This is a genomic window from Dactylosporangium sp. NPDC000521 (assembly GCF_042898305.1).
Classification (GTDB): domain Bacteria; phylum Actinomycetota; class Actinomycetes; order Mycobacteriales; family Micromonosporaceae; genus Dactylosporangium.
In genome coordinates this window covers 388,871-412,720 of the sequence record NZ_JBIAYW010000007.1, presented here as the reverse complement: position 1 = coordinate 412,720, position 23,850 = coordinate 388,871, and the positions used below count along the sequence as shown (strand labels likewise).

The window sequence follows — 23,850 nt, the reverse complement described above, 5'->3', positions numbered from 1 at the left end:
TTGGGCGGCGGGTATCTGCCACGGTCGGTAGCTTGCTGGGCGTGAGCAGGATTCTCTCGGTCAACCTCGCGGTGCCGGAGGCGAACCCGGCCAAGGGTGGTCTCACCGGCATCAACAAGCGGCCGGTCGAGCACCTGGTCACCGTGCGCGCACCGGGCCCCAAGACGACCGGGCTGCACAGCGGCCTGGTCGGCGACCAGATCTACGACGTCCAGAACCACGGCGGCGACGACCAGGCGGTCTACGCGTACGCGCGGGAAGACTACGAATGGTGGCAGGCCCGGCTGACCCGCCGGCTCGCCAACGGGCTCTTCGGAGAGAACCTGACCACGGAGGGCGTCGACGTCAACGGCGCCGTCATCGGCGAGCTGTGGCGCATCGGCCCGCGGCTGGTCCTGCAGCCGACGTTCGGCCGGATTCCGTGCTCCACGTTCCAGCACAAGATGGGCGAGCCGCGCTGGTTGAAGACGTTCACCCGGGCGGTCCGCCCCGGCGCGTACCTGCGCGTGGTGGAGCCGGGCGAGGTGTGGGCCGGCGACCCGGTGACCGTGGCGGACCGGCCGGCGCACGGGGTGACGATCGCTGCGGCGTTCCGCGCGTACATGACCGAGACACACCTGCTGCCCGGCCTGCTCGCGATCGAAGGCCTGCCCGACGACCTCCGCGCGACGTTCGAGGAACGCCTTCCCAAGCGCCGGCGGTCACGTTCCACGACATCCGGCGACTGAGCTCAGCAGAAGGCGATGGCTGATCCGGTCGCCACGGAGAGCTTGGCCGCCCGCAGGAGCTGCAGGCTGACGTAGGACTCGACGCCGTAGCGCTGCCATCCGCCGGTGGCCGGCTCGTCGCCGTCGGTCGCCTCGAAGACCTCGTCGGAGTGGGGGTCGAGATCTTCGGGAAGGTCGAGGGCCCGGGCGATGCGACGGACCTCCTCCAGCAGGCGCACCGAGGAGCCCAGGTATCCGCCAGCTACGTTCTCGTCGACGATGACGTGGCCGAACTCGACGGGGACGTAGAAGCCCTCGCAGTCGGAGTGGTGGATCAGGTGGTCGAACGGACCTGGGGGATCGGACGGCGACGCGGCGTAGGCGGCAGTCAACAGCGGGTCGTCGTCGCGCGCTCACCCTCGGCCAGCGGCTCGGGCAGGCGGTCGTTCGCCGCGAGATGGACGGCGAGGCGGCGGACCGCGTGCAGTCCTGAATAGCCCCACATCTCGAACTCCTCGTGGTCGGCGCCGGCGGGCTCGTGCCAGGAGGCGGCTCCCGCGAGTCGCAGCGCCGCGCCGATCGCCGTGAGGTCTGCGAGGATTGCGTCGTCCTCCTCGGTGAAGTCGTCGGCGAGCACACCGACGACCATGTTCAATCCCATCGCGACGTCCTCCGCGTCGGCCCGGTGCGGGTCGGCTCGATCATGGAACGAGCGTATCGATCCGGTACGGTCGCCGGGCCGGACCGCGGAAGGTTGTGCGGCCGGCGGCGGGGACGAGCGGGGAGGCCGGGCGATGGGGACAGCGCGGGTCGTGGTCGAGGGGCTGGTGTGCAAGGAGCCGGCCGTCATGGCGTGGGAGGACGGGGAACGGGACCTGTGGTGGTCGCGGGCCGCGGCGCTCGACCACGGGCTCGAGCGGCCGGGCTGGGATGCGGCGGCCGCCCGCGCGGACCGGGTCTCCGACCTGACTCCACCGCAGGTGGTGTGGTTGTTCGCGAAGGGGCCGGAGGCGCCGGCGCGGGCGCTGCTCGGCAAGCTGGTGACGCTGCGGCACCGGCAGCGGGTCGATCTGTGCCGGGTGCTCGTCGCGCGGTTCGAGCTGGACGCGCTGCCGTTCGTGCGTGGTGAGGCGAAGGAGCACGCGGACGAGCTGGGTGTGCTGCTGCTGCCGTTCCGGGCGCCTGAGGTGGCCACGCTGGTGGCGGGGTGGCTGCGGCACCTCGGCTCCGCGCGGCTGTGGGCGCGGTTGTGGCTGCGACGGCATCCCGGGATCGCGGCGCGGGCGTTGATCCCGGCCGCCGCAGGACGCTCAGCCCGGGACCGGCAGCAGGCCGAGGAGGCGCTGCGGTTCCTGGACGGGATCGGTCACGGGCCGTCGATCGCGGAGGCCGCCGGGGAGTACGGGCCGGACGTCGCCGCCCTGGTCGCCGCCGCGCTGGAGCGGTCGGCGCCGCGGGCGGCGCGGAAGGGGAGACCGCCGGCGTGGACGCTGCCGGAGCAGCTGCCGGAGATCCGGCTGGCCGGCGGCGGGACGATGCCGCCGGACGACGTGGCGCGGCTGGTCGACGGGCTGACCCGGTCGCGGCTGGCGGATCCGCCCGAGCCGCCTCCCGGCGATCCCGACCCGCGAGCCGGCGGACCCACGACAGGCGTGGAGTCGTCGAAGTCGCGGCAGCCGCTCGTACACCTGCCGGATCCGGAAACAGGAGCACTCATCGCGGGCTGTGACCGAGTGAGCCTGGCGGAGTTCGGCCGGGTGCTGCTGACGGCGTGGGTGGCGGCCGGGATGCCGCCGTCGGAGGCGTGGGTCGTGCCGGCGCAGGCCCACGTCGGTGACGACTCCACAATGGACATGCTCGCGCCGCTGCGGCGGTCATGGTCCCAGGGCGGCCGGTGGGAGCGGTCGGTCGAGGGGCTCGCGGTGCTGGCCGCGGCCGGCACCGACGTGTCGCTGCGGCATCTGCTGGAGGTGGAGGAGCGGCTGTCGGCCGGGCCGACGCACGACCGGGCCGGCGACTACCTGGCGCAGGCCGCCGCGCGGCGCGGGCTGACCGTCGCGCAGCTGGCGGACCGGCTGGCGCCGGCGCACGGACTGGACACCGGCGTCACCCTCGACTACGGGCCGCGCGCGTTCACGGTGGGCGTCGACGAGCACCTCACGGCGTTCGCCGCCGACGCTGACGGGCGGCGCCTCGCCAGGCCGCCGAAGCCGGGCGTCAAGGACACGAACCCCGAGGCGTACCAACACTTCCTGCGCCTGAAGAAGGACCTGCGGTCGACCGCGGCGGCGCAGGTCGCCCGCCTGGAACGGGACATGCTCGCCCGCCGGCTCCGGCCCGCCCGCGACCTCCCGGCCGTCGTCCTGCCGCACCTGGTGCTGGGGCCGATCGCGCGGCGGCTGCTGTGGGGTGAGTACGGGCCGCGCGACCACCTGGTCCGGGCGCTGCGGATCGCCGAGGACGGCAGCTTCACCGACCTCCACGACGCGACGGTGTCCGTCGGCGGCGCCGCGTGGCTCGGCGTCGTGCACCCGGCCGAGCTGGGCGGGGACCTGGCCGGCTGGGGGCAGGTGTTCGCCGACTACGAGATCCTGCAGCCGTTTCCGCAGCTGTACCGCCCGGCGATGGCGCTCACCGGGGCGCAGCGCGAGGCGACGAGCCTGACCGGGTTCGGGCCGGTGCCGACGGACCGGATCGTGCACCTGCTGGGCGGCAGCCGGTGGCAGGGCAACGGGTACCACCTGCAGCAGCGGCTGCACACGCAGCTCGCCCACCGGCTGCCCGGCGGCCTGACGGTGCTGGTCGAGCTGGACCCGGGGGTGGAGACGTCGGCCCGCAACACCGTGCACGAGCAGCGCGTCATCGAGATCTGGGCCGACGACTCGTGGTCGGACCACTGGCAGGTCGCGCGCCGGATCCCGATGGGACGCTGCGACCCTGCCGCCCTGTCGGAGGCGCTCGCCGTGCTGTACGCCGCGGCCTGAAGGGCCTGCAGCGGATGGCGGCACCGGTGCCCTCGTGTCTCCGGTGCCGCCATCCGCTGTAGTTCATCGTCGCCGACGAGTGGACGCAGCTCCAGGACGTTGGCCGGAACTTGGTCGGAACTTGTCATACCTGTGGCGTAGCGTGGCGGCAGCGGCGGAACACGCGGTCTGGGGATGGCGATGGTCGAGGTCGGCGGGGCGTTCGGAGCGCTCGTGCGTGCTCACCGGCAGCGCCTGGGGCTCACGCAGGAAGAGCTGGCGACGAAGGCCGGGCTGAGCGTCCGCAGCATCGTGAAGCTGGAGGGTGGCCGGGTCGGGGTGCCGCGGCCGCCGACGGTGCGGCTGCTGGCGCTGGTGTTCGGGCTGACCGGCGCCGACGCCGAGGACTTCCGCCGCTGCGCGGCCGGGGTCGCCGTCGAGCCGCCCGCAGGCGCGCAGGTGGGTGCCGGTCGGGTGCCGGCGCAGCTGCCGCCGGACGTGTCGGCGTTCACCGGCAGGGCGGCGCAGCTGGCCGCCCTCGACGCGCTGGCGGTCGCCGCCGCCGACCAGCCGACGACGGTGTTCGTCGCGGTCGTGACCGGGCCCGCGGGCGTCGGCAAGACGGCCCTCGCGGTGCGGTGGGCGCATCACGTCCGCGACCGGTTCCCCGGCGGGCAGCTGTATGTCAACCTCCGCGGCTATGACCCGGCCCGGCCGATGGCCGCCGGTGACGCCCTCACCAGGTTCCTGACGGCGCTGGGGGTCGCCGCCGAGGACGTGCCGGTCGACGAGGACGACCGGGCCGCCCGGTTCCGCACCGAGGTGGCCGACCGCCGGCTGCTGCTCCTGCTGGACAACGCGTCGTCGGCCGAGCAGGTCCGGCCGCTGCTGCCCGGCACCGCGTCGTGCACGGTGCTGGTGACGAGTCGCGACACGCTGCCGGGGCTCGTCGCCGTCGATGGCGCCCGACGGGTCGAGGTCGGCCTGCTGACCGCCGGTGACGCGGAGGTCCTGCTGCGGCGGCTGATCGGGTCGCGGGCCAGGTCCGCGCCCGACGCCGTCGCCACCCTCGCCGAGCAGTGCGCCCGGCTGCCGCTGGCGCTGCGGGTCGCGGCCGAGCTGATCGCGGCCCGCCCCGAGTCGACGCTGGACGACCTGGTCGCCGAACTGCACGACCAGCGGCGCCGGCTCGCCGTCCTCGCCGCCGGAGAGGACCCGCGGGCGTCGGTGCCGGCGGTGCTGTCGTGGTCGGTGCGGCACCTGCCGCCGCCGGCCGCGCGGGCGTTCGGGCTGCTGGGGCTGCATCCGGGGCCGGACTTCGACGCGTATGCCGCCGCGAGCCTGACCGGTGCCGGCCTCACGGACACGCGCGACGCCCTGGCGCTGCTCGTCCGGGCGCACCTCGCCCACCGGACCGGTCCCGGGCGCTACGGGATGCACGATCTGCTGCGGGCGTATGCGCGCGAGCACGCCGAGGCGCCGGCCGAGGCCCGCCGGCGGATGTTCGACTTCTACCGCGCGACCGCGGCGCGTGCCGTCGCCGCCCTGTTCGCGGGTCCGCAGGTGCCGGAGACGGCGTCGCCGGCCGTGCCGCTGGGCGACCGGGACGCGGCCCGCGGCTGGCTGGAGGCCGAGCGGGCGGCGCTGCTCGCGCTCGTGGCCGAGTCCGCCACGGGCGGGCAGCCGGCGCACGCCGTCGCCCTGGCGGCGATCCTGGCGCGCTACCTCGCCGGCGGGCCGCCCGCCGACGCGGTCGCCGTCCACGGTCTCGCCGCCGACGCGGCGCTCGGCGACCCGGCGCGGGAGGCGGCGGCCCGCGACGCCCTCGGCCTGGCGCTGCTGCGCCAGGGCAGGCCCGCGACCGCCGCGGCGCAGTTCGACCGGGCGGAGGCCCTGTTCGCCGACCTCGGCGACCTCGCCGGCCAGGCCCGCGCCGCCCTCGGCCAGGGCCTCGCCGAGGGCCAGCGGCACCGGCTCGAGGCCGCCGCCGCCAGGTTCGAGCACTCGCTGCACCTGTTCGAGCAGGCCGGCGACCGCGCCGGCGAGGCCTGCGCGCTCAACAACCTCGGCCTCGTCGAGGAGCGCATGGGCCGCTATGGTCCCGCCGAGGCGCACCATCAGCGTGCGCTCATGCTGTATGAGCAGCTCGGCAGCCTCCGGGGAAGGGCCGCCGCCCTGACCGACCTGGGCATCGTCGAGCACCGGCTCGGCCGGCCGGAGCAGGCCGCCGCGCACCACCGCCAGGCCCTGGAGCTGTTCCTCGACGGCCGCGACCGCCTCGGCGAGTCCTGGGCGCGCAACGGCCTCGGCGAGGCCGCCATGACCTTCGGCGACGCGTCCACCGCCCTCACCCACCACGCGGCCGCCCTCGCCGCCGCGACGATCGCCGCCGCCCGCGACCAGCAGGCCCGCGCCCACCTCGGCCTCGGCAACGCCCACGAGGCCCTGCACGACCTGTCCAGCGCCCGCGCACACCACGAGGAGGCGGTCAGGCTGTTCACCGACCTCGGCATGCCCGAGGCCGACGACCTCCGCACCCGCCTGCCCGCACCCCCCGAAGAAGGTCCACGCTGACGACACCCTGCCGCGCCTCCGGAGCGTCGTGGACGGGTCACCCAACCCGCCGCCGCTTTCGTTTCGGCAGCAGGCCTGGGCGCTACGATGCCGGCCGGGCTACCGAGCCGAGCCCGTGATTCCGCCCGACGCGGAGCGCCGCGTCTGAAGGAGCCGCACAGCCGGGTGGTCGACGGGTCGATTCCGGCACCTGGAACGTCGGTCGTTCGGCAGTGAATCTCGCCAGCCGGGTGCCCTGCCGATCAGAGCGGCAGGGCGCCCGTTGGTGGGTCGAGGTCGGCGCTGCTTCTGACGAGCGTGAGCACGCCGTGGCCCTCGCGCGCGTTGTGCGGACCGTTCGGTGGTGTCGACATCGCCGCAGCCACGGTGAGCGCGTCGACCGATCTGTTCGCCCGCTCGATCGGCAGGCGGGCGCCGACCCTGGCGGTGTCGTCCTCCGGGTCGAACCACCGCCGGACCTGACCGTCCTCGCAGATCAGCCAGGCGGACTCGCGTTTGCTGCCGCCGTAGAAGTAGGCGTGCGCGGCGCCGAAGGCGGTGCTGAGCTCCCGGCAGGCGTCGGGATACCAGTGCCAGGCCCCCCACCGGCCGAACCACGGACCGACGGCAAGCGTCCACCCGTCGAGCCGTGCCGTGACGAAGACCCTTGCCGCCCACTTGCTGCCGGGCGGGGTCCAGCGCACCGCGTCGTGCCGGGCCGCCGCGTATCCGAGCCGCATCGTCGCGGCTCGTGCCTGGACGAGGTCGAGTGCGTCGAGGACCGCTGCCTGATCTGCGGGCACGGCCAGCCAATGTCCCCGGATCGCCAGGCCTTCCGGTGTACCGCCGGCCTCTGCACGCAGCTTGACGCGCAGCAGCCGCTCGACGGCGGTCCGGTCCCTGGGCGGCAGGCCACGCTCCCCGGCGACCTCGGCAAGGACTCGCAACGCACCCGGCCGCAGCCTGCCCGGTCCGTTGGAGCGGATGTGCTGCAGGGGCGGAACGGCCCGTTCACCCAGGTGGACGAACACCTTCGTGACCGCGGCACGCACGTCCGGATGTGTGTCTGCCAGCAGCTCCACCAGCGCGCTGAAGATCGCCCGGCTGAACGTTCTGCGGTGCTCCATGGCCAGGACCGCTGCCGTCCGCACCTGCGGTGCCCGGTGGGCCAGTGCGCCGATGAGGTCCTCGTCGAGGCTCCCGCTTCGATTGCCGCCGCCGAGCACGGTTCGCAGTGTGAAGGCGCACCATTGGCGGGCGGCCTTGGTCCGTGCTCCGGTGACGCCGGCGATGAGCGGCCCCACCGCGGGACTGCCCATCCGTTGCAGGATCAGCGCCACGTCGTACGAGTGCGCGGACCTTTCCTGCCGGAGCGCTGCGACGAGCGAGGGAGCCGCCTGCGGGCCGGCAGCGTCGAGCTGGGCCTTCGCGTCCGCCCGCCGGGCCGCGTCCGGCTCGCTGAGTTGGGCGATCAGCGCCTCCAGGTTCATGGTCACCGAACCTACCTCGGCCAGGACCAGGCCACCGCGCGGCCCGTAGGTCGAGATCGTGGCGGGTCGCGGGGCAGAATGACGTGTGATCAGGGTGGCGGCGGCCGACGTTCGGCTCTTCGAGCGGGCGATGACCAGTTTCCGGGTGGCGCCGGGCGGTGGCCGGGCGTTTCTGGGCAGCCCGGGCACATTGGCGTTCGTGGCCTCCGAAGGCGCGGAGATCTTCGGATGGTGCTGGGGCTATCACCTGGTCCGGCCGGATGCGTCCTCGATGCTCTACCTCCATCGACTGGAGGTGGCGCACGAGCACCGCCGGCGGGGGATCGGCAGGGCACTGCTCCGTGCGTTCATGACGGCCGGCGCGCAGGCCGGTGCCGGCAGGATGTTCTTGACGACGGGCGAGGCGAACGCCCCCGCCCGGGCGCTGTACGAGTCGTTGGGCGGTGGTCTTGCCGCGCAAGGTCCCACGGTCAGCTACTGGTTTCCGTTGCCGCCGGGCTCGGCGGGCGTTCAGTCGCCCGGCTGCCGGGCTCTGCTGCTCACCGGCGTCGCCGGGGTGGGGAAGTCGACCGTGGCGGACGCGGTCGGACGGGTGCTGACGGGGGCCGGTCATGTCACGGCGGTGGTCGACACCGACCTGCTGGCTCAGTTCGGGCCGCCTCCGGGCGTGAGCCCTGCGGGTGCGGGGTTCTACGACGAGCTCAAGTGCGTCAACCTGGCCTCGGTGTGGGCGAACTTCAGGGCCGCCGGCGCGCGGTTCGTCGTCGCCGCGGCCGTCATCGACAGCGTGGCCCAGCGGGAGCGGTATTCGCAGAGTCTCGCGGGCTGCGACGTCCGTGTGGTCAGGCTGACCGCTGATGTGGACACCGTCCGTGACCGCCTGCGCCGACGGGACACGGGCCCGGAGCTCGAACGGCATCTGCGGGCGCTTGACCGGCACGAGTCCTCACCGGCCGAGGGCGCCATCGAGGACTGCACGGTCACGAACGACCGCACCCCCGCCGAGGTCGCCGCGGAAGTTCTCGTCCGAGTGGGATGGGCGGATCAGGTCAGCTTCCGGCGGGTGTGACGCCGGTCCGGCCCGCGACGCGCCCGCCAGCGGCGATCGGCTTCAGCCTCGGCGCGGTCATCGGCCTGCACCTGCCCGCCGCACATCCCGGCACCGTCGGCACACTCATCGCGCACGAGCCGATCGCGCTGCGGTTCCTGACCGCCGCCGAGGATGGCCGCGGCGAGGAGCAGTCGCAGGACGTGGAACCCGCCGCGCAGGTACGCGAGCGGGACCAGGAACGGCAACGGTTCGATCAGGGGCGCGCCGCCAGGTGGGCGGCGAGGTGGGAGACGACGGAGCGGGCGTCGTCCTCGATGCCGTGGATGAAGGTGGACTTGCGGCGGCGCAGGACCGGCAGGCCGAGGGCGTAGAGGCCGGGGCTGGGCAGGACGCCGCCGTCGTGGTCCAGGTTGCCTTTCGCGTCGAGGACGGGGACGTCGAGCCAGTCGTACACGGGACGGAAGCCGGTCGCCCACACGACGCTGCGGATCTCGCCGGAGGTCAGGTCGAGCTGCAGCCGGGACGACGCCGGCACCCGGGTCGGCGGCAGGGGCTCGGAGGGTGGGAGGCCGGCGAACGCGGAGAAGGAAGCCAGCAGGCGCTGCTGCTTGAGGTCCGCGAGGGCGAACACGTTGCGCAGGCCGCCGGAGAACAGCGCGCGGCCGTCGCGGAGCCCGGCCCAGCGGCCGACGAGCTGGACGCCGAGGTCGGTGAGGGCGTTGAGGTCGAGCGTCGAACGGTCGGGCGTGCCGGCGAGCTGCGGCGACGGCAGCCGGCGGGCGCGGGTGAGGTCGTCGATCTCGTCGTAACGCTGGTCCCACACCCCGGAGGCGTCCATCCACCAGAGGATGTCGCGGTCGCGGTACGTGCGGGGCAGCCGCGTGTGCTCCCCGACGGCGAGGGTCACGGGCCGGCCGGAGCGCTGCAGCTCGGCGGCGAGCTGCACGCCGGTCGCCGAGGCGCCGACGACGAGGACGCCGCCCTCCGGGAGCTTGGCGGGCGCGCGGTAGTCGAAGGGCGTGAACTGCTCGACATCGCCCGGGATCGCCGAGCCGAACGCCGGCACCACGGGCCGGTTGCAGGCACCGCTCGCGATGACCACGGTCCGGCAGCGGAACGAGCCCTGGTCGGTGACGACCTGATACTCGTCGTCGACCCGCCGCACCGAGGTCACCGTGGTGCCGGTGCGGACGGGAGCGGCGGTGGCGGTGGCGAAGCGATCGATGAAGTCGACCACTTCGCCCATCGTCATGTACCCGTCGGGGTCGGCGCCGTCATAGGCGAACCCGGGCAGGCGGGTCAGCCAGTTGGGCGTCAGCAACCGCAGGGAGTCCCACCGCTCGCGGCGCCACGAGTTGGCGACCTCGCCGCGCTCCAGCACGACGTGGTCGATGGACCGCTCGCGGAGGAAGTGGCTGGCGGCGAGGCCGGCGTGCCCTGCGCCGATGACGACGGTGGTGACGTTCAACGTGGAGACCTCAGGCCACTTCGACCGTGACGTCGGTGGGGTTGGTCAGCGCGTCGAAGACCGCGGACCGCTTCTGCGACTGCGCGACGAGCGCCTGGATGTCCTCCTTCGACGCGTCGGCGTCGATGGTGAACGTCACCTTGATGTCGTTGAAGCCGTTGCGGACGTCGGCGTCGGCGCCGAGGATGCCACGGATGTCGTGCTTGCCCTCGACGACGGCGTCGACGGAGCGCAGCTGGATGCCGCGGTTCTGCGCGACCGACGCCACGCCCGCGGTGAGGCAGCCGGCGAGGCCGACGAGCAGGTACTCGATCGGGGTGATGCCGTTGTCCTCGGCGGCGAAGACCGCCGGGTGGTCGGCGTCGAACACCGACTCGTTCTTGTGGCTCTGCTCCTGGCCGAGGCCGTAGAACTGCTGGACCCGCGTGGTGCTGTGCACGCCGTGGTCCCACTTCGAAGTCGCCCGCCAGGTGAACTGCGCGGCCTCGGGCGCGCTCTGCAGCGCGGTGCGCGCCTCGAGCAGTGCCTGCACGTTGACGCCGTTCTCAACCGTGGTCATCGGATGAAGCTCCCTTCAAACATCCATAATCCCCATCGGGATGGTTGACAGTACCTCGGCTTCGGGGTCACGGCTATGATCGCCATCATGAGTTCAGCCTCGACCCGTGCGGCCGGCTCGGTCGGCGTCGTCGAGACCCAGTATGCCGACCTGCCCGGGCCGGTCCAGCTCGACTGCGGCCGGAAGCTGTCCGGGGTGCGTGTCGCATATGAGACGTATGGGACTCTGTCCCCCGAACGGGACAATGTGCTCCTCGTCTGCCACGCGCTGAGCGGCGACGCGCACGCTGCCGGGGAGTCGAGCAGGCCGAGGGAGAGCACCCGCGACGGCTTCGGCGCCGAGGACCGCGACGGCTCGGCCGGCAAGGGTCTCGGATGGTGGGACGGGATGATCGGCCCGGGCAAGGCGTTCGACACCGACCGGTATTTCGTCGTGTCGACGAACCTGCTCGGCGGCTGCGGCGGCACCACCGGACCGTCGTCGATCGACCCGGAGACCGGCCGGCCGTATGGCGCGGACTTCCCCGTGATCACCGTCGCGGACATGGTGCGGACCGAGCGTGCCCTCCTCGAGGTGCTCGGCATCGAGCGGCTGGCCGCGGTCGCCGGCGGGTCCCTCGGCGGGATGCAGGCCCTGCAGTGGGCGGTGCTGCACCCCGACCTGGTCGACGCGATCGTCGTGATCGCCAGCACGCACGCGCTGCACCCGCAGGGCGTGTCGTGGAACGCGATCGCCCGCGAGTCGATCATGCGCGACCCCGGCTGGCAGGGCGGCCAGTACTACGGCACCGGCCGGGCACCCGATGCCGGCATGGGCGTGGCGCGGATGGTGGGGCACGTCACGTACCTGTCGGCGCAGTCGATGGGCGACAAGTTCGGCCGGCGGCTGCAGGCCTCCGACGACATCCGGTACACGATCACCGACGCCGAGTTCCAGGTGGAGAGCTACCTGCGGCACCAGGCGGAGACGTTCGTGCGGCGTTTCGACGCCAACACGTACCTCTACACCTCCCGCGCGCTGACGTACTTCGACCTGGCCCGCCAGCACGGCGACGGGTCGCTGGAGCGGGCGCTCGAACAGGTGAGAGCCCGGACGCTGCTGATCGCGTTCACCTCCGACTGGCTGTATCCGCCGCAGGCCTCGCAGGAGATCCACGACGCCCTGAAAAGCACGGGCAAGCCCGTCGAGCTGCATGTCATCGACGCGCCGTACGGGCATGACTGCTTCCTGCTGGAGGAAGCCCGGCAGACGCCCCTGATCCGCGCATTTCTGAACCTGGAAGAGGCACCGTGACCGACAAGCCCCTGCGGGCCGAGGAGGCCCGCGAGTTCGGGTTCGAGACCCGGCAGCTGCACGCCGGGCAGCGCCCCGACCCCAACACGGGCGCGCGGGCCGTGCCGATCTTCCAGACGACCAGCTACGTCTTCGAGGACCCCGAGTCCGCCGCCGCGTACTTCAACCTGCAGGAGTACGGCAATACGTACAGCCGCATCATGAACCCGACCGTCGCGGTCTTCGAGGAGCGGATCGCGAATCTCGAGGGCGGCAGCGGGGCGGTCGCGTTCGCCAGCGGGATCGCGGCGCAGGCGGCGGCGCTGTTCACCCTGCTGCAGCCCGGTGACCACGTGGTGTCGTCGTCCGCGCTGTACGGCGGGACCGTCAACCAGTTCAAGCACCTGCTCCGCAAGATGAGCGTCGAGGTGACCTGGGTCGACCCGGACGACACCGACGCCTGGGCGAAGGCGGTCCGCGACACCACCAAGGCGTTCTTCGGCGAGACGATCGGCAACCCGTCGGGCAACGTCCTGGACATCGAGGCCCTGGCCCGCATCGCGCACGAGCACGACCTGCCGCTGATCGTCGACAACACGTTCGCCACGCCGTACCTGTGCCGGCCGATCGAGTGGGGCGCCGACATCGTCATCCACTCGGCGACGAAGTTCATCGGCGGGCACGGCACCAGCATCGGCGGCGTCGTGGTCGAGGCCGGCACGTTCAACTGGTCCAACGGGCGCTTCCCGGTCGTCGCGGACCCGTCGCCGGCGTACCACGGGCTGCAGTTCCACGAGACGTTCGGCACCTACGGGTACCTCATGAAACTGCGCGCGGAGACGCTGCGCGACCTGGGCGCGGCGCTGTCGCCGTTCAACGCGTTCCTGTTCCTGCAGGGCCTGGAGACGCTGTCGCTGCGGATGGACCGGCACGTCGCCAACGCCCGGCGCGTCGCGGAGTTCCTGGAGTCGCACGACCTGGCCGCGAACGTCACCTACCCGGGGCTGCCCGGCAGCCGGTACCGTCCACTGGTGGACAAGTACCTGCCGCTGGGTGCCGGCGCGGTGTTCTCCTTCGAGTGCGCCGGCGGCCGCGAGGGCGGGCAGGACCTGATCCGCGGCGTGCAGCTGTGGTCGCACCTGGCCAACGTCGGCGACGCGAAGAGCCTCATCATCCACCCGGCGAGCACCACGCACCGCCAGCTCAGCGACGACGAGCTGCGCGCGGCCGGGGTCGCGCCGGGCACGGTGCGGCTGTCGGTCGGCACCGAGTCGGTCGACGACCTGATCTGGGACCTGGAGCAGGGCTTCGCGAACGTCAAGGCAGGTGGCTGATGACCTCCCTCGATCTCACCGGGTACCAGGACCCGCTGACGATCCAGCGGGTGCTGCACGGCGCCAGGACGATCGCGATCGTCGGGCTGTCCGGCAACGAGCTGCGAGCGAGCCACTTCGTCGGCTACTACCTCAAGCGGCACGGCTACCAGGTGATCCCGGTCAACCCCCGCGAGCCGCGGATCCTCGGCGAGACCAGCTACCCGAGCCTGACCGACGTGCCGGTCCCGGTGGACATCGTCAACGTGTTCCGCGCGCCCGACGCGCTGCCCGGCATCGCCCGCGACGCCGTCGCGATCGGGGCGGGGTCGCTGTGGACCCAGTTCGGGGTCGTCAACGCCGAGGGCGCCCAGATCGCGACGGACGGCGGGCTGACGGTGATCATGGACCGGTGCCTGAAGGTCGAGCACGCCCGCTACGTGGGGCGCATGCACTGGCTCGGCTTCAACACCTCCCGGATCACGTCGGTGCGGGGCGGCCTGCAGTAACGGCGGACGTGCGGATCACCGGCCGCGCCCGCCACCGGCGTCATCGTCCCAGCGCCCGCCTCGTGAGACCGCGCCACCGCGACTCGCCGTGCGCCACCAGGTCCGTCCCAGTCACGGACCCGGCCGGGCGGACGGAGACGACGACCGTGGCGGCGACATGGTCGTGCCAGCCGCGCTTCCACGGTCCGGGGTCCAGCAGCGGGGACAGGTAGAACAGCAGCCCGCCGAGGCCGCACGACAGGCAGCCGGCGATGGTCAGGAAGAACGTCCTGCTGAACGCCGAGCCCCAGCCGGGCTCGTCGCCGTCGAGCCGGACGACCCGCAGCCACATCACCCGTTTGCCGATGGTTTCGCCGTACGCGCCGAGCATCACGAACTCGTAGCCGCACAGCACCCCGAGGCCCAGCACCGCCAGCATCGCCGGCAACCGGCTGCCGTCCCCGAGGAGCAGCACCGCCAGCCCCAGCACCAGCACCGCGCCGGCCAGCACCCCGGTGTCGATGAGCCGCGCCACGGCCCGGTCCCTGACCGTCGCCGGTGCCATCGGCGGCCCCTCCTCCACGCGTCCGATCATGCCAGCGGCCAGGTCCCGCGTCCCCCGAAAGCGACATTCCGGGTGACCGGCGCCGAGCGGTCCGACGCGTCCGTGGTGACTCGTAGCGGGCGGCCCGGCTCATCCGGGAAGGCCGGCTCGCGGAGGCCGCCGCGCGGAGGCCGCCGCGCGGCCGGTGGAGGCGCGCGCGGCGGTCGAGTGCGATCCGGATGCGGCGTTCTGGCGGCGGTTCAGCGGACAGGGACGCGGGCGGACCAGTCCCGGAAGTGGGTCGGGGCGATGACGGCGCCGGGGCGGGGGATGAGGGCGTCGCCCGGGACGGCGGCGAACATGCCGGCCGATGCGTCCGTGACGACCGTGCGGGTGTCGTGGTGGGCGGCGAGGACGATACGGCCCAGCTCGTCGAGGGTGAAGACCTCGGGGCCGGCGACGTCCCGGGTGCCCCGCAGCGGCTCGCCGACGCTGACGTCGGCGACGGCGCGGGCCACGTCGGCGGCGGCGATCGGCTGGATCGGGGTGGCCGGCAGGCGCACGGTGCGCTCGTCGGAGGTCCACGACAGCACCGTGTCGATGAACTCGAAGAACTGGGTGGAGCGGACGATGGAGTACGGCACCGGGGCGGACTTCAGGATGTCCTCCTGCATGGTCTTCGCCCGGTAGTACGCGAGCTCCGGCACGCGGTCGACGCCGACGATCGACAGGAGGACCGCGTGGCCGACGTCCTCGGCGACGGCCGTGCGGAGCAGGTTGTCCATGGTGGTGCGGAAGAACGCCGCCGCCCTGTCGTCGAACGTCGGCGAGCTGGTCACGTTGACCACGACGTCGGCGCCGCGGAGGCCTTCGGTGACGCCGCGGCCGGAGAGCAGGTCGAGACCGGTGGACAGTGCGTGCGGCACGGCCCGATGGCCACGCGAGGTGAGGATGTCGACCACCTGCGAGCCGATGCGGCCGGTGCCGCCGATCACGGCGATGTGCATGATGTCCTCCCTACGAAGCGACGAAGCGTCAGAGCTCGGACGGGTCGACGAGCGTCAGCATGGGCTCGCCCGGTGTGCAGAACATGGTGACGGTGAAGCGGAGCGGGATGTCGTCGCGGTTGTTGCCGTCCTGGTAGTGGATGACGTCGCCGCCCGGCTCCCAGAACGCCTCCCCGGCCTTCAGCACCCGTGCCGGCGAACCCTGCAGCTCGAACACCATCTCGCCCTCGAGGACGTAACCGAACGCGGGCCCGGGGTGCCGGTGCGGCGGCGTGCCGGGGTCGCCGGGCGGGAACTCCACGACGACCGTCATCACGTGCGGGTCAGCCGGGATCCACGGCGGTTTCGCCTCCTGCACGACGGTGACCGCCGACTTCCAGGCATCAGAGGGAGTGTTCATGCCCGCGCACTACCCGGCCTCGACGAGCCCACACAAGCCGTCCGCGAGAGGGTGAGGCCGACCCGTTCCGCGCCGCAGTAGCGTCGGATCCGGCCACTTCGGAAGGGATTCGTGATGTCCTCAACCACAGCCCTGACCATCGCCGTCGTCGTGATCGTGGTCCTCATCGTCGCGCTCATCGTGGTCAGTTACGGGCGGCACCGTCGCACCAGCGAGCTCAAGCGACAGTTCGGGCCCGAGTACGACCGGGCGGTCGGCGAGCAGCCGAGCCGCCGTGCGGCCGAACGCGACCTGGAGCAGCGCCAGCGCCGCCACGACGAGCTGGAGCTCAAGGAGCTCGATCCCCGGCAGCGGCAGCGGTACGCGGAGCAGTGGGAGCGCATGCAGGCCCACTTCGTGGAGGAGCCGGAGGCGGCGACCCGCGAGGCCGACGAACTGGTGACGATGGTGATGCACGAGCGCGGATACCCGACCGAGGACTTCGACGCGCGCGTCCAGAACCTCAGCGTCGACCACGCCGAGACGCTCGGCCACTATCGCGAGGCCCACGAGATCAACCAGGTGAACGAGCGCGGCCAGGCGTCGACGGAGCAGCTCCGCCAGGCGTTGATGCACTACCGCCTGCTGTTCGCCGAGCTGCTCGGCGACACCTCGGGCGGCGGCCGGCCGATCCCCAGGCACGGCTGAGGCCGCGGCGAAACGGCCGAGGCCGCGGCGAAACGGCTGAGACCGCGGCGAAACGACCGAGGCCGCGGCGAAACGGCTGAGACCGCAGGGACATGGCTGAGACGCAGGGATGTAAGGAGGCGCGACCGTGACCCGAGACGACTACGCACCCAGGGAACGGGACGACTACGCACCCAGGGAACGGGACGACTTCGCACCTAGGGAACGGGACGACTACGCAACCGGGGGACGAGGCGACTACGCACCCAGGGAACAGGCTCAGGAACCGCGGCCGACCGGGGCGTTCCAGACGCCGCCCGCGACGCCGCCGCCCGCGACCACCACGGCGGGCGCGCCAGGGGGCACGGCGGCACCGCAGCCGGAGGGCGCCCGCGACCTGAGCATCTGGGACACCGACAAGGCCGACGAGTTCCGGCAGCGCTGGCACGACGTGCAGACCCACTTCGTCGAGGACCCGCGCGGCAGCGTCACCGAGGCGCGCCAGCTGGTCGACGACGCGGTGCATGCCCTGTCCGCCAGCGTCCACGACCGCGAGGAGCAGCTCGAACGCGCCAACGCCCGGTCCTCGGACAGCACCGAGGGGATGCGTGACACGATCCTGCAGTACCACCAGCTGCTGGACCGCATCCTGACGGTCTAGAACGCGGCGAGCTCGGCGGCCGCCGTCTCCAGCGTCGCGTCGGTGCCGTGCGCCAGCATCCGCACGAACGTGGCGTCCCCGGCCGCCGCGGCCCGCCGGACCCCTTCCGCCATCCCGTCGCGCCAGACCGCGCCGTCCGGCGGCACGAACGTCGCGACGGCGGCGTGGTAGTCGCGCAGCCAGCCGGCGACCTGCCGCAGCGCGTCGTCGCTGTGCACCCAGCCGGGCCACGGCCGCCGCGCGCCGACGACGGTGCCGGGCAGGAAGGACAGCACCTCCCGGCCCTGGTCGTCGAGGCCGAGCGCGCGCGGCGCACGGTCGAACCCGGCGGTCTCCAGATGCCGCAGCAGGGAGTGTACGGCCGGCGTCCACACTCCTGCGGCGCGCCGGACGGTGTCGCCCACGCGGACCGCGCCGTTGTCGAACCCGCCGGCGAGGCGCTGCCCGGCGCCGCCAACGGTCAACGGCGCTCCCGCAGCAGCGCCGCGACGTCGGCCGCCAGGCGGATCGTGGCCTCGATCTCGGCGCGGCGGATCGAGACGCTCTCGACGTTGAAGCCGTACGGCATGCCGAGGTGCTCGCAGAAGTCGGCGAGGTCCCGGGCGATCGCCATGGCCTGCCGGTAGGACTCGGCGAGCGGGTCGTCGGCGAAGCGGATCGAGTTCTGCAGCCAGCGGGGCACGTCGACGCCCAGCCAGCGGACGAACTCGAGCGTCTTGAGCGACCCGCACAGCGACAGCGTGAAGACGATGGTGCGCGGCGCCGTGCCACGCTCCCGGCACGCGTAGAAGTAGTCGGAGAGCAGGTTCTTGGTCTCGTTCACGTGGTACACCACCTGCGAGACGAAGAACGAGCAACCGCGGTCCTGCTTGGCCAGCATGCGCAGGTGCTCGTCGCCGCCGCGGGCGTGCCGCTCGCCGATGACCACCGCACCCAGCGGCAGGTCGGGGCGGACCTCCTGCCGCACGGCGTGGGCGCGGCGCATGTCGGTGCGCACCGACTTGTCGCCGGACGACGCGCCGACGAAGACGCTGAGGACCCGGCTCGTGTCGGCCCGCCGCAGCCAGTCGGCGAGGTCGTCCTCGTGGTACTTGCCGACGCAGCGGTAGATGATGGCCGGCTTGTCCCAGCCGCCGAGGTGCTCCGCGTGGAACACGGCCGGGTCCATCGTCGGCAGGTACGGAAACGGCCGCTCGTCGGGATTGCGGTCCGACTCGTCGTCGATGTCGTACAGGATGAGGCCGTCGACGTCGAGCCCGGCGAGCCGGTCGAGCGTCACCGCGGCGATCTCCTTGACGCGCTCCTCGCTCTCGCTGCGCCGCGGCGGTGTCAGGCTGAACAGCAGGACACCGGACCGCGCCTCCGCCAGCTTCTGGTGAAGACCACTTCCAGGCATGCCATCACCTTACGAGCCCACCCCGCCGCGGACGACGTCGTCCGGCTCACGCCCCAGCGGCACTACAGCCAGCTGTACCACGGATGCGGTGGTGCGGGGTATCGGCGCAGGTCGGCGCCGTTCCTAGCATCGGAGGACATGAGATCAACAGCGGGGTACGCGGTGCGGCTGGACGCGGTGTCGAAGGAGTACGGGGCGGGCAGGCACGCGGTGCGGGCGCTCGACGGGGTGACGGCCGGGTTCGCGCGCGGGACGTTCACCGCGGTCATGGGGCCGTCCGGATCCGGCAAGAGCACGCTGCTCAACTGCGCGGCCGGCCTGGACCGGCCGACGTCCGGTCAGGTGCTGCTGGGCGACACGGTGCTGTCCGGCCGGTCCGAGACCGAGCTGACCGAGCTGCGCCGGGACCGGATCGGGTTCGTGTTCCAGGCGTACAACCTGCTCGGCGCGCTGAGCGTGGCGGACAACGTCACGCTGCCCCTCCGGCTGGCCGGGAAGCCGGTCGACCGCGGGCGGCTGGCGGGCGTCCTCGCCGCGGTCGGGCTCGCCGAGCACCACGACCGGCGGCCGAGCGGTCTCTCCGGCGGCCAGCAGCAGCGGGTGGCGGTCGCCCGGGCGCTCATCACGCAGCCGGACCTGGTGTGCGCCGACGAGCCGACCGGCGCGCTGGACAGCCGCAGCGGCCGCCAGGTCCTGGAGCTGCTCAGGCGGGTCGTCGACGACCTCGGGCAGACGGTGCTGATGGTCACGCACGATCCGGTCGCCGCGGCGCAGGCCGACACCGTGGTCTTCCTCGCTGACGGGAAGCTGGCCGGCGAGCTGCACCGGCCGTCCGCGGAGCGGATCGCGCAGCGACTGACGCACCTGGGGGACGCGTGAGCCGCCGGACGCTGTCGCTGGCTGTGTCGCTGGCTGTGTCGCTGGCCTGGAGCACGGTCAAGGACCGCAAGGGCGGGTTCGTCGCGGCGTTCGTGGCGGTGGCGTCCGGCGCGGCGGTGATCACGGCGTGCGGGATCCTGCTGGAGAGCAGCGAGCGCTCGGGGGCGCCCACCGAACGCTACCGGGCGGCCGACGTCGTGGTGGGAGCCCCGCAGGCGCTGCCGGTGGCCGACGACGTCGACCCGAGGTTCGCTGAACGGGCCACCCTGCCGGCCGCCACGGTCGCGGAGATCGCGCGGGTTCCCGGTGTACGGGCGGCGGTCGCCGACGTGAGCGTCGCGGTGAGCTTCGTGACAGCAGACGCGACGGCCGACGTGACGGTGGACGGGCCGGGCGGGCGCCCGGTGCTGGGGCACGGCTGGGGATCCGCCGTCCTCGGCCCGGTCACGATCAGCGCCGGGCAGGCGCCGGCCGGTCCGCGGGACGTGGTGCTGGACGCCGCGCTGGCCGACCGGGCCGGCGTCGCCGTCGGCGCGGACGTCCGGCTCGCGGTCGGCTCGAACACGACCACGTACCGGGTGACCGGCATCGCGGGGCGGTCCGGAGGCCGGCAGGCCGCGGTCTTCTTCACCGACGAGCGGGCCAGGGAGCTGACCGGCCGGCCGGACCGGGTGGACGCGATCGGCGTGCTGGCCGCTCCCGGTGCCGGTGACCTCGCACGCACCGTCGGGAAGGCGGTCCCGGGTGTGGTCGTCTACGCGGGCGAGGACCGCGGCGAGGCCGAGTTCCCCGACATCGGCGGGACGCGGTCGTTCATCACCGAACTGTCGCTGGCGTTCGGCGGCAGCATGGTCGTGGTGATCATGGTCGTCGTCGGGAGCACCCTCGCGCTGTCCGTACGGCAGCGGCTGCGGGAACTGGCGCTCCTGCGGGCGATCGGCGCGACCCCGAAACAGGTGCTCCGCATGATCGCCGCGGAGACCATGCTGGTGGGCACGCTCGGCGCGGTGCTCGGCGTGGTCCCAGGCGTCGGGCTGGCCTTCCTCCTGCGCGGCGTCTTCGCCCGCGCCGGTGCGGTGCCGGACGACTTCGAGCTGTCGATCGGCCCCCTGCCGCTGCTGGCGGCGACGGTACTGTCCCTGACCGGCGCCCGCCTGGGCGGCTGGCTCGCGGCCCGGCGCGCGGCCAGGCTCAGGCCGGTCGACGCCCTCGGCGAGGCCGTCGTGGAGCCGCCCAGGCTCGGCCGGGTCCGGCTGGCCGCCGGCCTGCTGCTCGTCCCCGCCGGCCTGGCCATGGCGATCGTGCCGCCGTTGCGGGTGCCCGGCGAAGGGGGCGTGGAGGGTGCCGCGTTCTCGGCGTTCCTGCTGATCTTCGCCGTCGGGCTGCTCGGGCCGCGGCTGCTCACCGGCGCCGTGCGCGCCCTGACCCCCTGGCTGCGCCGCGGGTCGGGCGTCAGCGGGTTCCTCGCGACCGCGAACGCGCGCGCCAACTCCCGGCGGCTCGCCGCGGCGACCACCCCGCTGATCATCGGCGTCACCCTCGCGGCCGGGCAGCTCTTCAGCGGCACCACCGCGAGCGCGGCCGCCCAGGAGCAGGCCGAGGACGGGCTGCGCGCCGGCTACGTCGTCACCGCGACCTCGGCGGGCGTGTCGCCCGAGGTCGCCGCCGGGCTGCGGGACGTGCCGGGAGTGGCGGTGGTGACCCCGGTCGTGCGGACGCGGACCCTCGCCTTCTTCGGGTCCGGCGACGACCGCCAGATCCGCGGCTACGCGGCGCAGGGCGTCACCGGCGACCGGCTCGCCGAGACCCTGGACCTCGGCGTGATCGAGGGCGACGTCGGGGACCTGCGGGGCGACACGGTGGCGTTGAGCCGGATCGCGGCGGGCACCCTCGGCGCGACGCTCGGCGGCACCGTCGACCTCCGGCTCGGCGACGGCACGCCCGTCACGCCGACGGTGGTGGCGATCTACGAGCGGGGTCTCGGCCTCGGCGACGTCACGCTGCCGCACGACCTCGTCCTGGCGCACACCACCGACCGGCTGGACCTCGCGGTGCTGGTCGCGGCGGCGCCGGGCACCGACGGCCGGGCGGTCGGCGACGCGCTGCGGTCCGCGGTCCGGGACCTGCCGACGGTCCGGGTCGGCGACCGGGACTCGTTCGTCGCCGCGCGACAGGACGCCACTGCCGGCGAGTCGGTGGTCGGCCTCGCCCTCAACGCGGTGCTCCTCGGCTACCTCGCGATCGCGGTGGTGAACTCGCTGGTGATGGCGACCGCGGCACGCTCCCGCGAGTTCGCGCTGCTGCGCCTGGTCGGCGCGACCCCAGGGCAGGTGCGCGCGATGATGCGCGGCGAGACGAGGATCGTCGTCGTGGCCGCGGTGGCCTTCGGGACGCTGGCCGTGCTCCCGTCGCTGGCCGGCACGAGCCTCGCACTGACCGGGACGCTGATCCCGTCGGTCCCGCCGCTGATGTACGGGGGGATCGTCGCCGTCGCGGCGCTGCTCGGCTGGGCGGCCGTCATGACGTCGACCCGGGTCGCCATGCGGCCGGCGCCGGTCGACGCGATCGGTGCCCGCTCGTGAACGCCGCGGCTCCCGGCGCTCACCGGCCGGCGGCGTTGAGGTAGGCGAGGACGGCCAGGACCCGACGGTGGCCGCTGTCGGTGACGGCGAGGCCGAGCTTGGCGAAGATGTTGCCGATGTGCTTGTGCACGGCGTTGTCGGTGATGACGAGCCGCGCGCCGATGGCCGTGTTGTCGAGCCCCTGCGCCATCAGCCCGAGCACCTCGCGCTCGCGGGGCGTGAGGGCGTCGAGCGGGTCGCCGGCGCGCTGCACCAGCTGGGCGATGACCTCCGGGTCCATCGCGCTGCCGCCGTCGGCGACGCGGCGCAGCGCGTCGACGAACCCGTCGACCCGGCTGACCCGGTCCTTGAGCAGATAGCCGACGCCTCCGCCGGCGGTCGCGAGCAGCTCCGCGGCGTACTGCTGCTCCACGTACTGCGACAGCACCAGCACCGGCAGCCCGGGGTGCTCCCGCCGGGCCTGCAGGGCGGCCCGGATCCCCTCGTCGCGGAACGTCGGCGGCAGCCGGACGTCGACGATCGTCACGTCGGGGCGGTGCTCCCGCACGGCGGCGAGGAACCCGTCCGCGTCCTGCGCGACGGCCGCGATCTGAAAACCGGCCCGGCCGAGCAGCAGCTCCAGCCCGGTGGACAGCAGCACGTTGTCCTCGGCGATCACCACCCGCACGGCAGCTCCACGGTCACGGTCGTCGGCCCGCCGGCCGGGCTGTCGACGACGACGGTGCCGTCCAGCGCGAGCACCCGGCGGCGGATCCCGGCGATGCCGGTGCCCCGCCGCTCGTCGGCGCCGCCGGCACCGTTGTCGGTGACCACCACCGTCAGCCGGTCCGCGGTGCGGCCGACCCGGACACCGGCCGCGGTCGCGCCGCTGTGCTTGGCGACGTTGGTGAGCGCCTCGGCGACGGCGAAGTAGACGACGGCCTCGACGGCCGCCGGGACCCGCTCGAAGTCGCCGATGTCCAGCCGGGCCGGCACGCCGCAGCGGGTCACCACGGCCGTCAGGGCGCCGTCGAGCCCCCGGTCAGCGAGGATCGGCGGGTACACGGACCGGATCACCTCGCGCAGCTCGGCCATCGCCTCCTCGGTGCCCTCGTGCGCGTCCCGGAGCAGTCCCTCCACGAACTGCTCGTCCCGCGGCCGCTCGGCGAACGCCTGCCGGGCGACGGCCAGCCGCATCGCGATGGCGACGAGCCGGGCCTGGGTGCCGTCGTGCAGGTCCCGCTCGATCCGGCGCAGCTCGGCGCCGTGCGCGTCGAGCACGTCCGCCCTGGTCCGGGTCAGCACCGCGACCCGCTCGGCGAGCTGCTCGTCCGCCGGGCGCGACTGCACCGCCACGCAGATCCGGGCGTGCAGGCGGGCGACGGGCGGGAAGGCCAGGTACGCCACCGCGGCGAGCAGGACGATCTGCAGCGGGCCGAGGGTCAGGGCCGTCGCCCAGCCGGTGACGGGGACGTCGATGAAGAGCCGCGGCCGGTCCGCGTACCCGAACGCCCACCACAGCGGCGTGGCGATCAGCGCGACCACGATGTTGCCCACGCACAGCAGCGCCGGCAGCCCGAACACCACGCCGGTGACCGCGTTCACCGGCAGCCAGAGCAGGGCGCCGGCAGTCCGACCCGTCGCCGCGTCCGCCCACGCCGCTCGCGGCGAGAGGCGCGCCCCTGCCGCCGGGTCGAGCAGCCGCCGGGCGCGGTCGCGGTGCCAGCCCGCCCACCACCGGGCGAGCCGCGGCACGCACAGCAGCGGCAGCGCGAGCACGGTGACGACCCCGGACAGCAGCGAGCCCAAGAGGTACACCCCGCCCCGCCGCGCCCGCACGGCGTCGAGTCTGCCGAATGATCGCCGGGCCCG

24 protein-coding genes are annotated in these 23,850 nt (G+C 73.6%); 11 read left to right on the top strand and 13 right to left on the bottom strand.

All coding sequences use genetic code 11. The annotated features are described in order from the left end of the window. The first annotated feature begins 41 nt into the window (after positions 1–41). On the top strand, positions 42–728 hold the full coding sequence (locus ACFY3L_RS24765) for an MOSC domain-containing protein (protein ID WP_389328402.1): 687 nt from the start codon (positions 42–44) through the stop codon (positions 726–728). Between the two features lie 2 nt (positions 729–730). On the opposite strand, the gene ACFY3L_RS24760 is transcribed toward ACFY3L_RS24765, so the two are convergent. Together ACFY3L_RS24760 and ACFY3L_RS24755 are read right to left on the bottom strand one after the other, a co-directional pair. Then, the gene (locus ACFY3L_RS24760; RefSeq protein WP_389328400.1) at positions 731–1,099 is read right to left on the bottom strand and encodes a hypothetical protein; all 369 of its coding nucleotides are present in this window, start codon (positions 1,097–1,099) and stop codon (positions 731–733) included. Then, complete coding sequence (locus tag ACFY3L_RS24755; RefSeq protein WP_389328398.1) at positions 1,096–1,368, bottom strand: hypothetical protein; 273 nt, start codon at positions 1,366–1,368, stop codon at positions 1,096–1,098. The genes ACFY3L_RS24760 and ACFY3L_RS24755 overlap by 4 nt, the downstream gene beginning before the upstream one ends. Positions 1,369–1,501: 133 nt before the next feature. On the opposite strand from ACFY3L_RS24755, the gene ACFY3L_RS24750 reads away from it, so the two are divergent. Together ACFY3L_RS24750 and ACFY3L_RS24745 are read left to right on the top strand one after the other, a co-directional pair. Next, the gene (locus ACFY3L_RS24750) at positions 1,502–3,691 is read left to right on the top strand and encodes a DUF4132 domain-containing protein (RefSeq protein WP_389328395.1); all 2,190 of its coding nucleotides are present in this window, start codon (positions 1,502–1,504) and stop codon (positions 3,689–3,691) included. 174 nt (positions 3,692–3,865) lie between these two features. Further along, the gene (locus ACFY3L_RS24745) at positions 3,866–6,244 is read left to right on the top strand and encodes an ATP-binding protein (RefSeq protein WP_389328392.1); all 2,379 of its coding nucleotides are present in this window, start codon (positions 3,866–3,868) and stop codon (positions 6,242–6,244) included. 242 nt (positions 6,245–6,486) lie between these two features. Here ACFY3L_RS24745 and ACFY3L_RS24740 read toward each other — a convergent pair whose 3' ends face one another. Then, the gene (locus ACFY3L_RS24740; RefSeq protein ID WP_389328390.1) at positions 6,487–7,719 is read right to left on the bottom strand and encodes a HEAT repeat domain-containing protein; all 1,233 of its coding nucleotides are present in this window, start codon (positions 7,717–7,719) and stop codon (positions 6,487–6,489) included. 124 nt (positions 7,720–7,843) lie between these two features. Between ACFY3L_RS24740 and ACFY3L_RS24735 the strand changes: the two genes are divergently transcribed. Then, a complete protein-coding gene (locus ACFY3L_RS24735; RefSeq protein ID WP_389328387.1) occupies positions 7,844–8,782 on the top strand; it encodes a GNAT family N-acetyltransferase in 939 nt (312 codons plus the stop codon). Here ACFY3L_RS24735 and ACFY3L_RS24730 read toward each other — a convergent pair. The 3 genes from ACFY3L_RS24730 to ACFY3L_RS24720 are packed head-to-tail and all read right to left on the bottom strand — an operon-like array spanning position 8,758 to position 10,791. Further along, positions 8,758–9,009: a hypothetical protein gene (locus tag ACFY3L_RS24730; protein WP_389328384.1), complete on the bottom strand. Its 252-nt coding sequence runs from the start codon at positions 9,007–9,009 to the stop codon at positions 8,758–8,760. The genes ACFY3L_RS24735 and ACFY3L_RS24730 overlap by 25 nt on opposite strands. Before the next feature lie 8 nt (positions 9,010–9,017). Then, positions 9,018–10,232 carry an NAD(P)-binding domain-containing protein gene (locus ACFY3L_RS24725; RefSeq protein ID WP_389328381.1) on the bottom strand — a complete coding sequence of 405 codons (1,215 nt, stop codon included), beginning with the start codon at positions 10,230–10,232 and terminating at the stop codon, positions 9,018–9,020. Positions 10,233–10,242: 10 nt separating this feature from the next. Beyond that, the gene (locus ACFY3L_RS24720) at positions 10,243–10,791 is read right to left on the bottom strand and encodes an OsmC family protein (RefSeq protein WP_344499896.1); all 549 of its coding nucleotides are present in this window, start codon (positions 10,789–10,791) and stop codon (positions 10,243–10,245) included. A gap of 87 nt (positions 10,792–10,878) precedes the next feature. On the opposite strand from ACFY3L_RS24720, the gene ACFY3L_RS24715 reads away from it, so the two are divergent. Genes ACFY3L_RS24715 through ACFY3L_RS24705 form a run of 3 tightly spaced genes read left to right on the top strand, consistent with a single transcriptional unit; the run spans position 10,879 to position 13,885 of the window. After that, positions 10,879–12,084, top strand: a complete 1,206-nt coding sequence (locus ACFY3L_RS24715) for a homoserine O-acetyltransferase (protein WP_389328378.1) — start codon at positions 10,879–10,881, stop codon at positions 12,082–12,084. Next, on the top strand, positions 12,081–13,397 hold the full coding sequence (locus tag ACFY3L_RS24710; protein WP_389328375.1) for an O-acetylhomoserine aminocarboxypropyltransferase/cysteine synthase family protein: 1,317 nt from the start codon (positions 12,081–12,083) through the stop codon (positions 13,395–13,397). Before ACFY3L_RS24715 ends, ACFY3L_RS24710 begins: the two co-directional genes overlap by 4 nt. Continuing rightward, complete coding sequence (locus ACFY3L_RS24705) at positions 13,397–13,885, top strand: CoA-binding protein (RefSeq protein WP_389328372.1); 489 nt, start codon at positions 13,397–13,399, stop codon at positions 13,883–13,885. Before ACFY3L_RS24710 ends, ACFY3L_RS24705 begins: the two co-directional genes overlap by 1 nt. Before the next feature lie 40 nt (positions 13,886–13,925). Here the strand turns inward: ACFY3L_RS24705 and ACFY3L_RS24700 are convergent, their stop codons facing one another. The 3 genes from ACFY3L_RS24700 to ACFY3L_RS24690 form a co-directional block, all read right to left on the bottom strand. Beyond that, entirely contained in the window at positions 13,926–14,447 is a 522-nt protein-coding gene (locus ACFY3L_RS24700) for an RDD family protein (RefSeq protein ID WP_389328369.1), read from the bottom strand. A gap of 221 nt (positions 14,448–14,668) precedes the next feature. Beyond that, positions 14,669–15,415 (bottom strand): SDR family oxidoreductase, encoded by a 747-nt coding sequence (locus tag ACFY3L_RS24695; protein WP_389328366.1) that lies wholly within the window; start codon positions 15,413–15,415, stop codon positions 14,669–14,671. 28 nt (positions 15,416–15,443) lie between these two features. Next, a complete protein-coding gene (locus ACFY3L_RS24690; protein ID WP_389328363.1) occupies positions 15,444–15,815 on the bottom strand; it encodes a cupin domain-containing protein in 372 nt (123 codons plus the stop codon). A 114-nt stretch (positions 15,816–15,929) separates the two neighbouring features. On the opposite strand from ACFY3L_RS24690, the gene ACFY3L_RS24685 reads away from it, so the two are divergent. Together ACFY3L_RS24685 and ACFY3L_RS24680 are read left to right on the top strand one after the other, a co-directional pair. Then, positions 15,930–16,502 carry a hypothetical protein gene (locus tag ACFY3L_RS24685; RefSeq protein WP_389328360.1) on the top strand — a complete coding sequence of 191 codons (573 nt, stop codon included), beginning with the start codon at positions 15,930–15,932 and terminating at the stop codon, positions 16,500–16,502. A 127-nt stretch (positions 16,503–16,629) separates the two neighbouring features. Continuing rightward, entirely contained in the window at positions 16,630–17,142 is a 513-nt protein-coding gene (locus tag ACFY3L_RS24680) for a hypothetical protein (protein WP_389328357.1), read from the top strand. On the opposite strand, the gene ACFY3L_RS24675 is transcribed toward ACFY3L_RS24680, so the two are convergent. Both ACFY3L_RS24675 and ACFY3L_RS24670 read right to left on the bottom strand, forming a co-directional pair. Beyond that, positions 17,139–17,606 carry a hypothetical protein gene (locus tag ACFY3L_RS24675; protein ID WP_389328354.1) on the bottom strand — a complete coding sequence of 156 codons (468 nt, stop codon included), beginning with the start codon at positions 17,604–17,606 and terminating at the stop codon, positions 17,139–17,141. The two genes, ACFY3L_RS24680 and ACFY3L_RS24675, sit on opposite strands and share 4 nt — an antisense overlap. Next, complete coding sequence (locus ACFY3L_RS24670) at positions 17,603–18,538, bottom strand: methylenetetrahydrofolate reductase (protein WP_389328350.1); 936 nt, start codon at positions 18,536–18,538, stop codon at positions 17,603–17,605. Before ACFY3L_RS24670 ends, ACFY3L_RS24675 begins: the two co-directional genes overlap by 4 nt. 138 nt (positions 18,539–18,676) lie before the next feature. On the opposite strand from ACFY3L_RS24670, the gene ACFY3L_RS24665 reads away from it, so the two are divergent. Then, the gene (locus ACFY3L_RS24665) at positions 18,677–19,417 is read left to right on the top strand and encodes an ABC transporter ATP-binding protein (protein ID WP_389328346.1); all 741 of its coding nucleotides are present in this window, start codon (positions 18,677–18,679) and stop codon (positions 19,415–19,417) included. A gap of 23 nt (positions 19,418–19,440) precedes the next feature. Beyond that, a complete protein-coding gene (locus ACFY3L_RS24660; protein WP_389328343.1) occupies positions 19,441–21,999 on the top strand; it encodes an FtsX-like permease family protein in 2,559 nt (852 codons plus the stop codon). A 19-nt stretch (positions 22,000–22,018) separates the two neighbouring features. Here the strand turns inward: ACFY3L_RS24660 and ACFY3L_RS24655 are convergent, their stop codons facing one another. Both ACFY3L_RS24655 and ACFY3L_RS24650 read right to left on the bottom strand, forming a co-directional pair. Further along, a complete protein-coding gene (locus ACFY3L_RS24655) occupies positions 22,019–22,666 on the bottom strand; it encodes a response regulator (RefSeq protein ID WP_389328340.1) in 648 nt (215 codons plus the stop codon). After that, complete coding sequence (locus ACFY3L_RS24650) at positions 22,654–23,817, bottom strand: histidine kinase (RefSeq protein ID WP_389328337.1); 1,164 nt, start codon at positions 23,815–23,817, stop codon at positions 22,654–22,656. The genes ACFY3L_RS24655 and ACFY3L_RS24650 overlap by 13 nt, the downstream gene beginning before the upstream one ends. Positions 23,818–23,850: the final 33 nt, after the last annotated feature.

Coding starts and splice junctions, on each gene's coding strand:
- ACFY3L_RS24705 (WP_389328372.1), top strand. CDS start 13,397: ATGACCTCCCTCGATCTCACCGGGTACCAGGACCCGCTGACGATCCAG.
- ACFY3L_RS24715 (WP_389328378.1), top strand. CDS start 10,879: ATGAGTTCAGCCTCGACCCGTGCGGCCGGCTCGGTCGGCGTCGTCGAG.
- ACFY3L_RS24685 (WP_389328360.1), top strand. CDS start 15,930: ATGTCCTCAACCACAGCCCTGACCATCGCCGTCGTCGTGATCGTGGTC.
- ACFY3L_RS24695 (WP_389328366.1), bottom strand. CDS start 15,415: ATGCACATCGCCGTGATCGGCGGCACCGGCCGCATCGGCTCGCAGGTG.
- ACFY3L_RS24665 (WP_389328346.1), top strand. CDS start 18,677: ATGAGATCAACAGCGGGGTACGCGGTGCGGCTGGACGCGGTGTCGAAG.
- ACFY3L_RS24745 (WP_389328392.1), top strand. CDS start 3,866: ATGGCGATGGTCGAGGTCGGCGGGGCGTTCGGAGCGCTCGTGCGTGCT.
- ACFY3L_RS24755 (WP_389328398.1), bottom strand. CDS start 1,368: ATGGGATTGAACATGGTCGTCGGTGTGCTCGCCGACGACTTCACCGAG.
- ACFY3L_RS24690 (WP_389328363.1), bottom strand. CDS start 15,815: ATGAACACTCCCTCTGATGCCTGGAAGTCGGCGGTCACCGTCGTGCAG.
- ACFY3L_RS24670 (WP_389328350.1), bottom strand. CDS start 18,538: ATGCCTGGAAGTGGTCTTCACCAGAAGCTGGCGGAGGCGCGGTCCGGT.
- ACFY3L_RS24735 (WP_389328387.1), top strand. CDS start 7,844: ATGACCAGTTTCCGGGTGGCGCCGGGCGGTGGCCGGGCGTTTCTGGGC.
- ACFY3L_RS24720 (WP_344499896.1), bottom strand. CDS start 10,791: ATGACCACGGTTGAGAACGGCGTCAACGTGCAGGCACTGCTCGAGGCG.
- ACFY3L_RS24750 (WP_389328395.1), top strand. CDS start 1,502: ATGGGGACAGCGCGGGTCGTGGTCGAGGGGCTGGTGTGCAAGGAGCCG.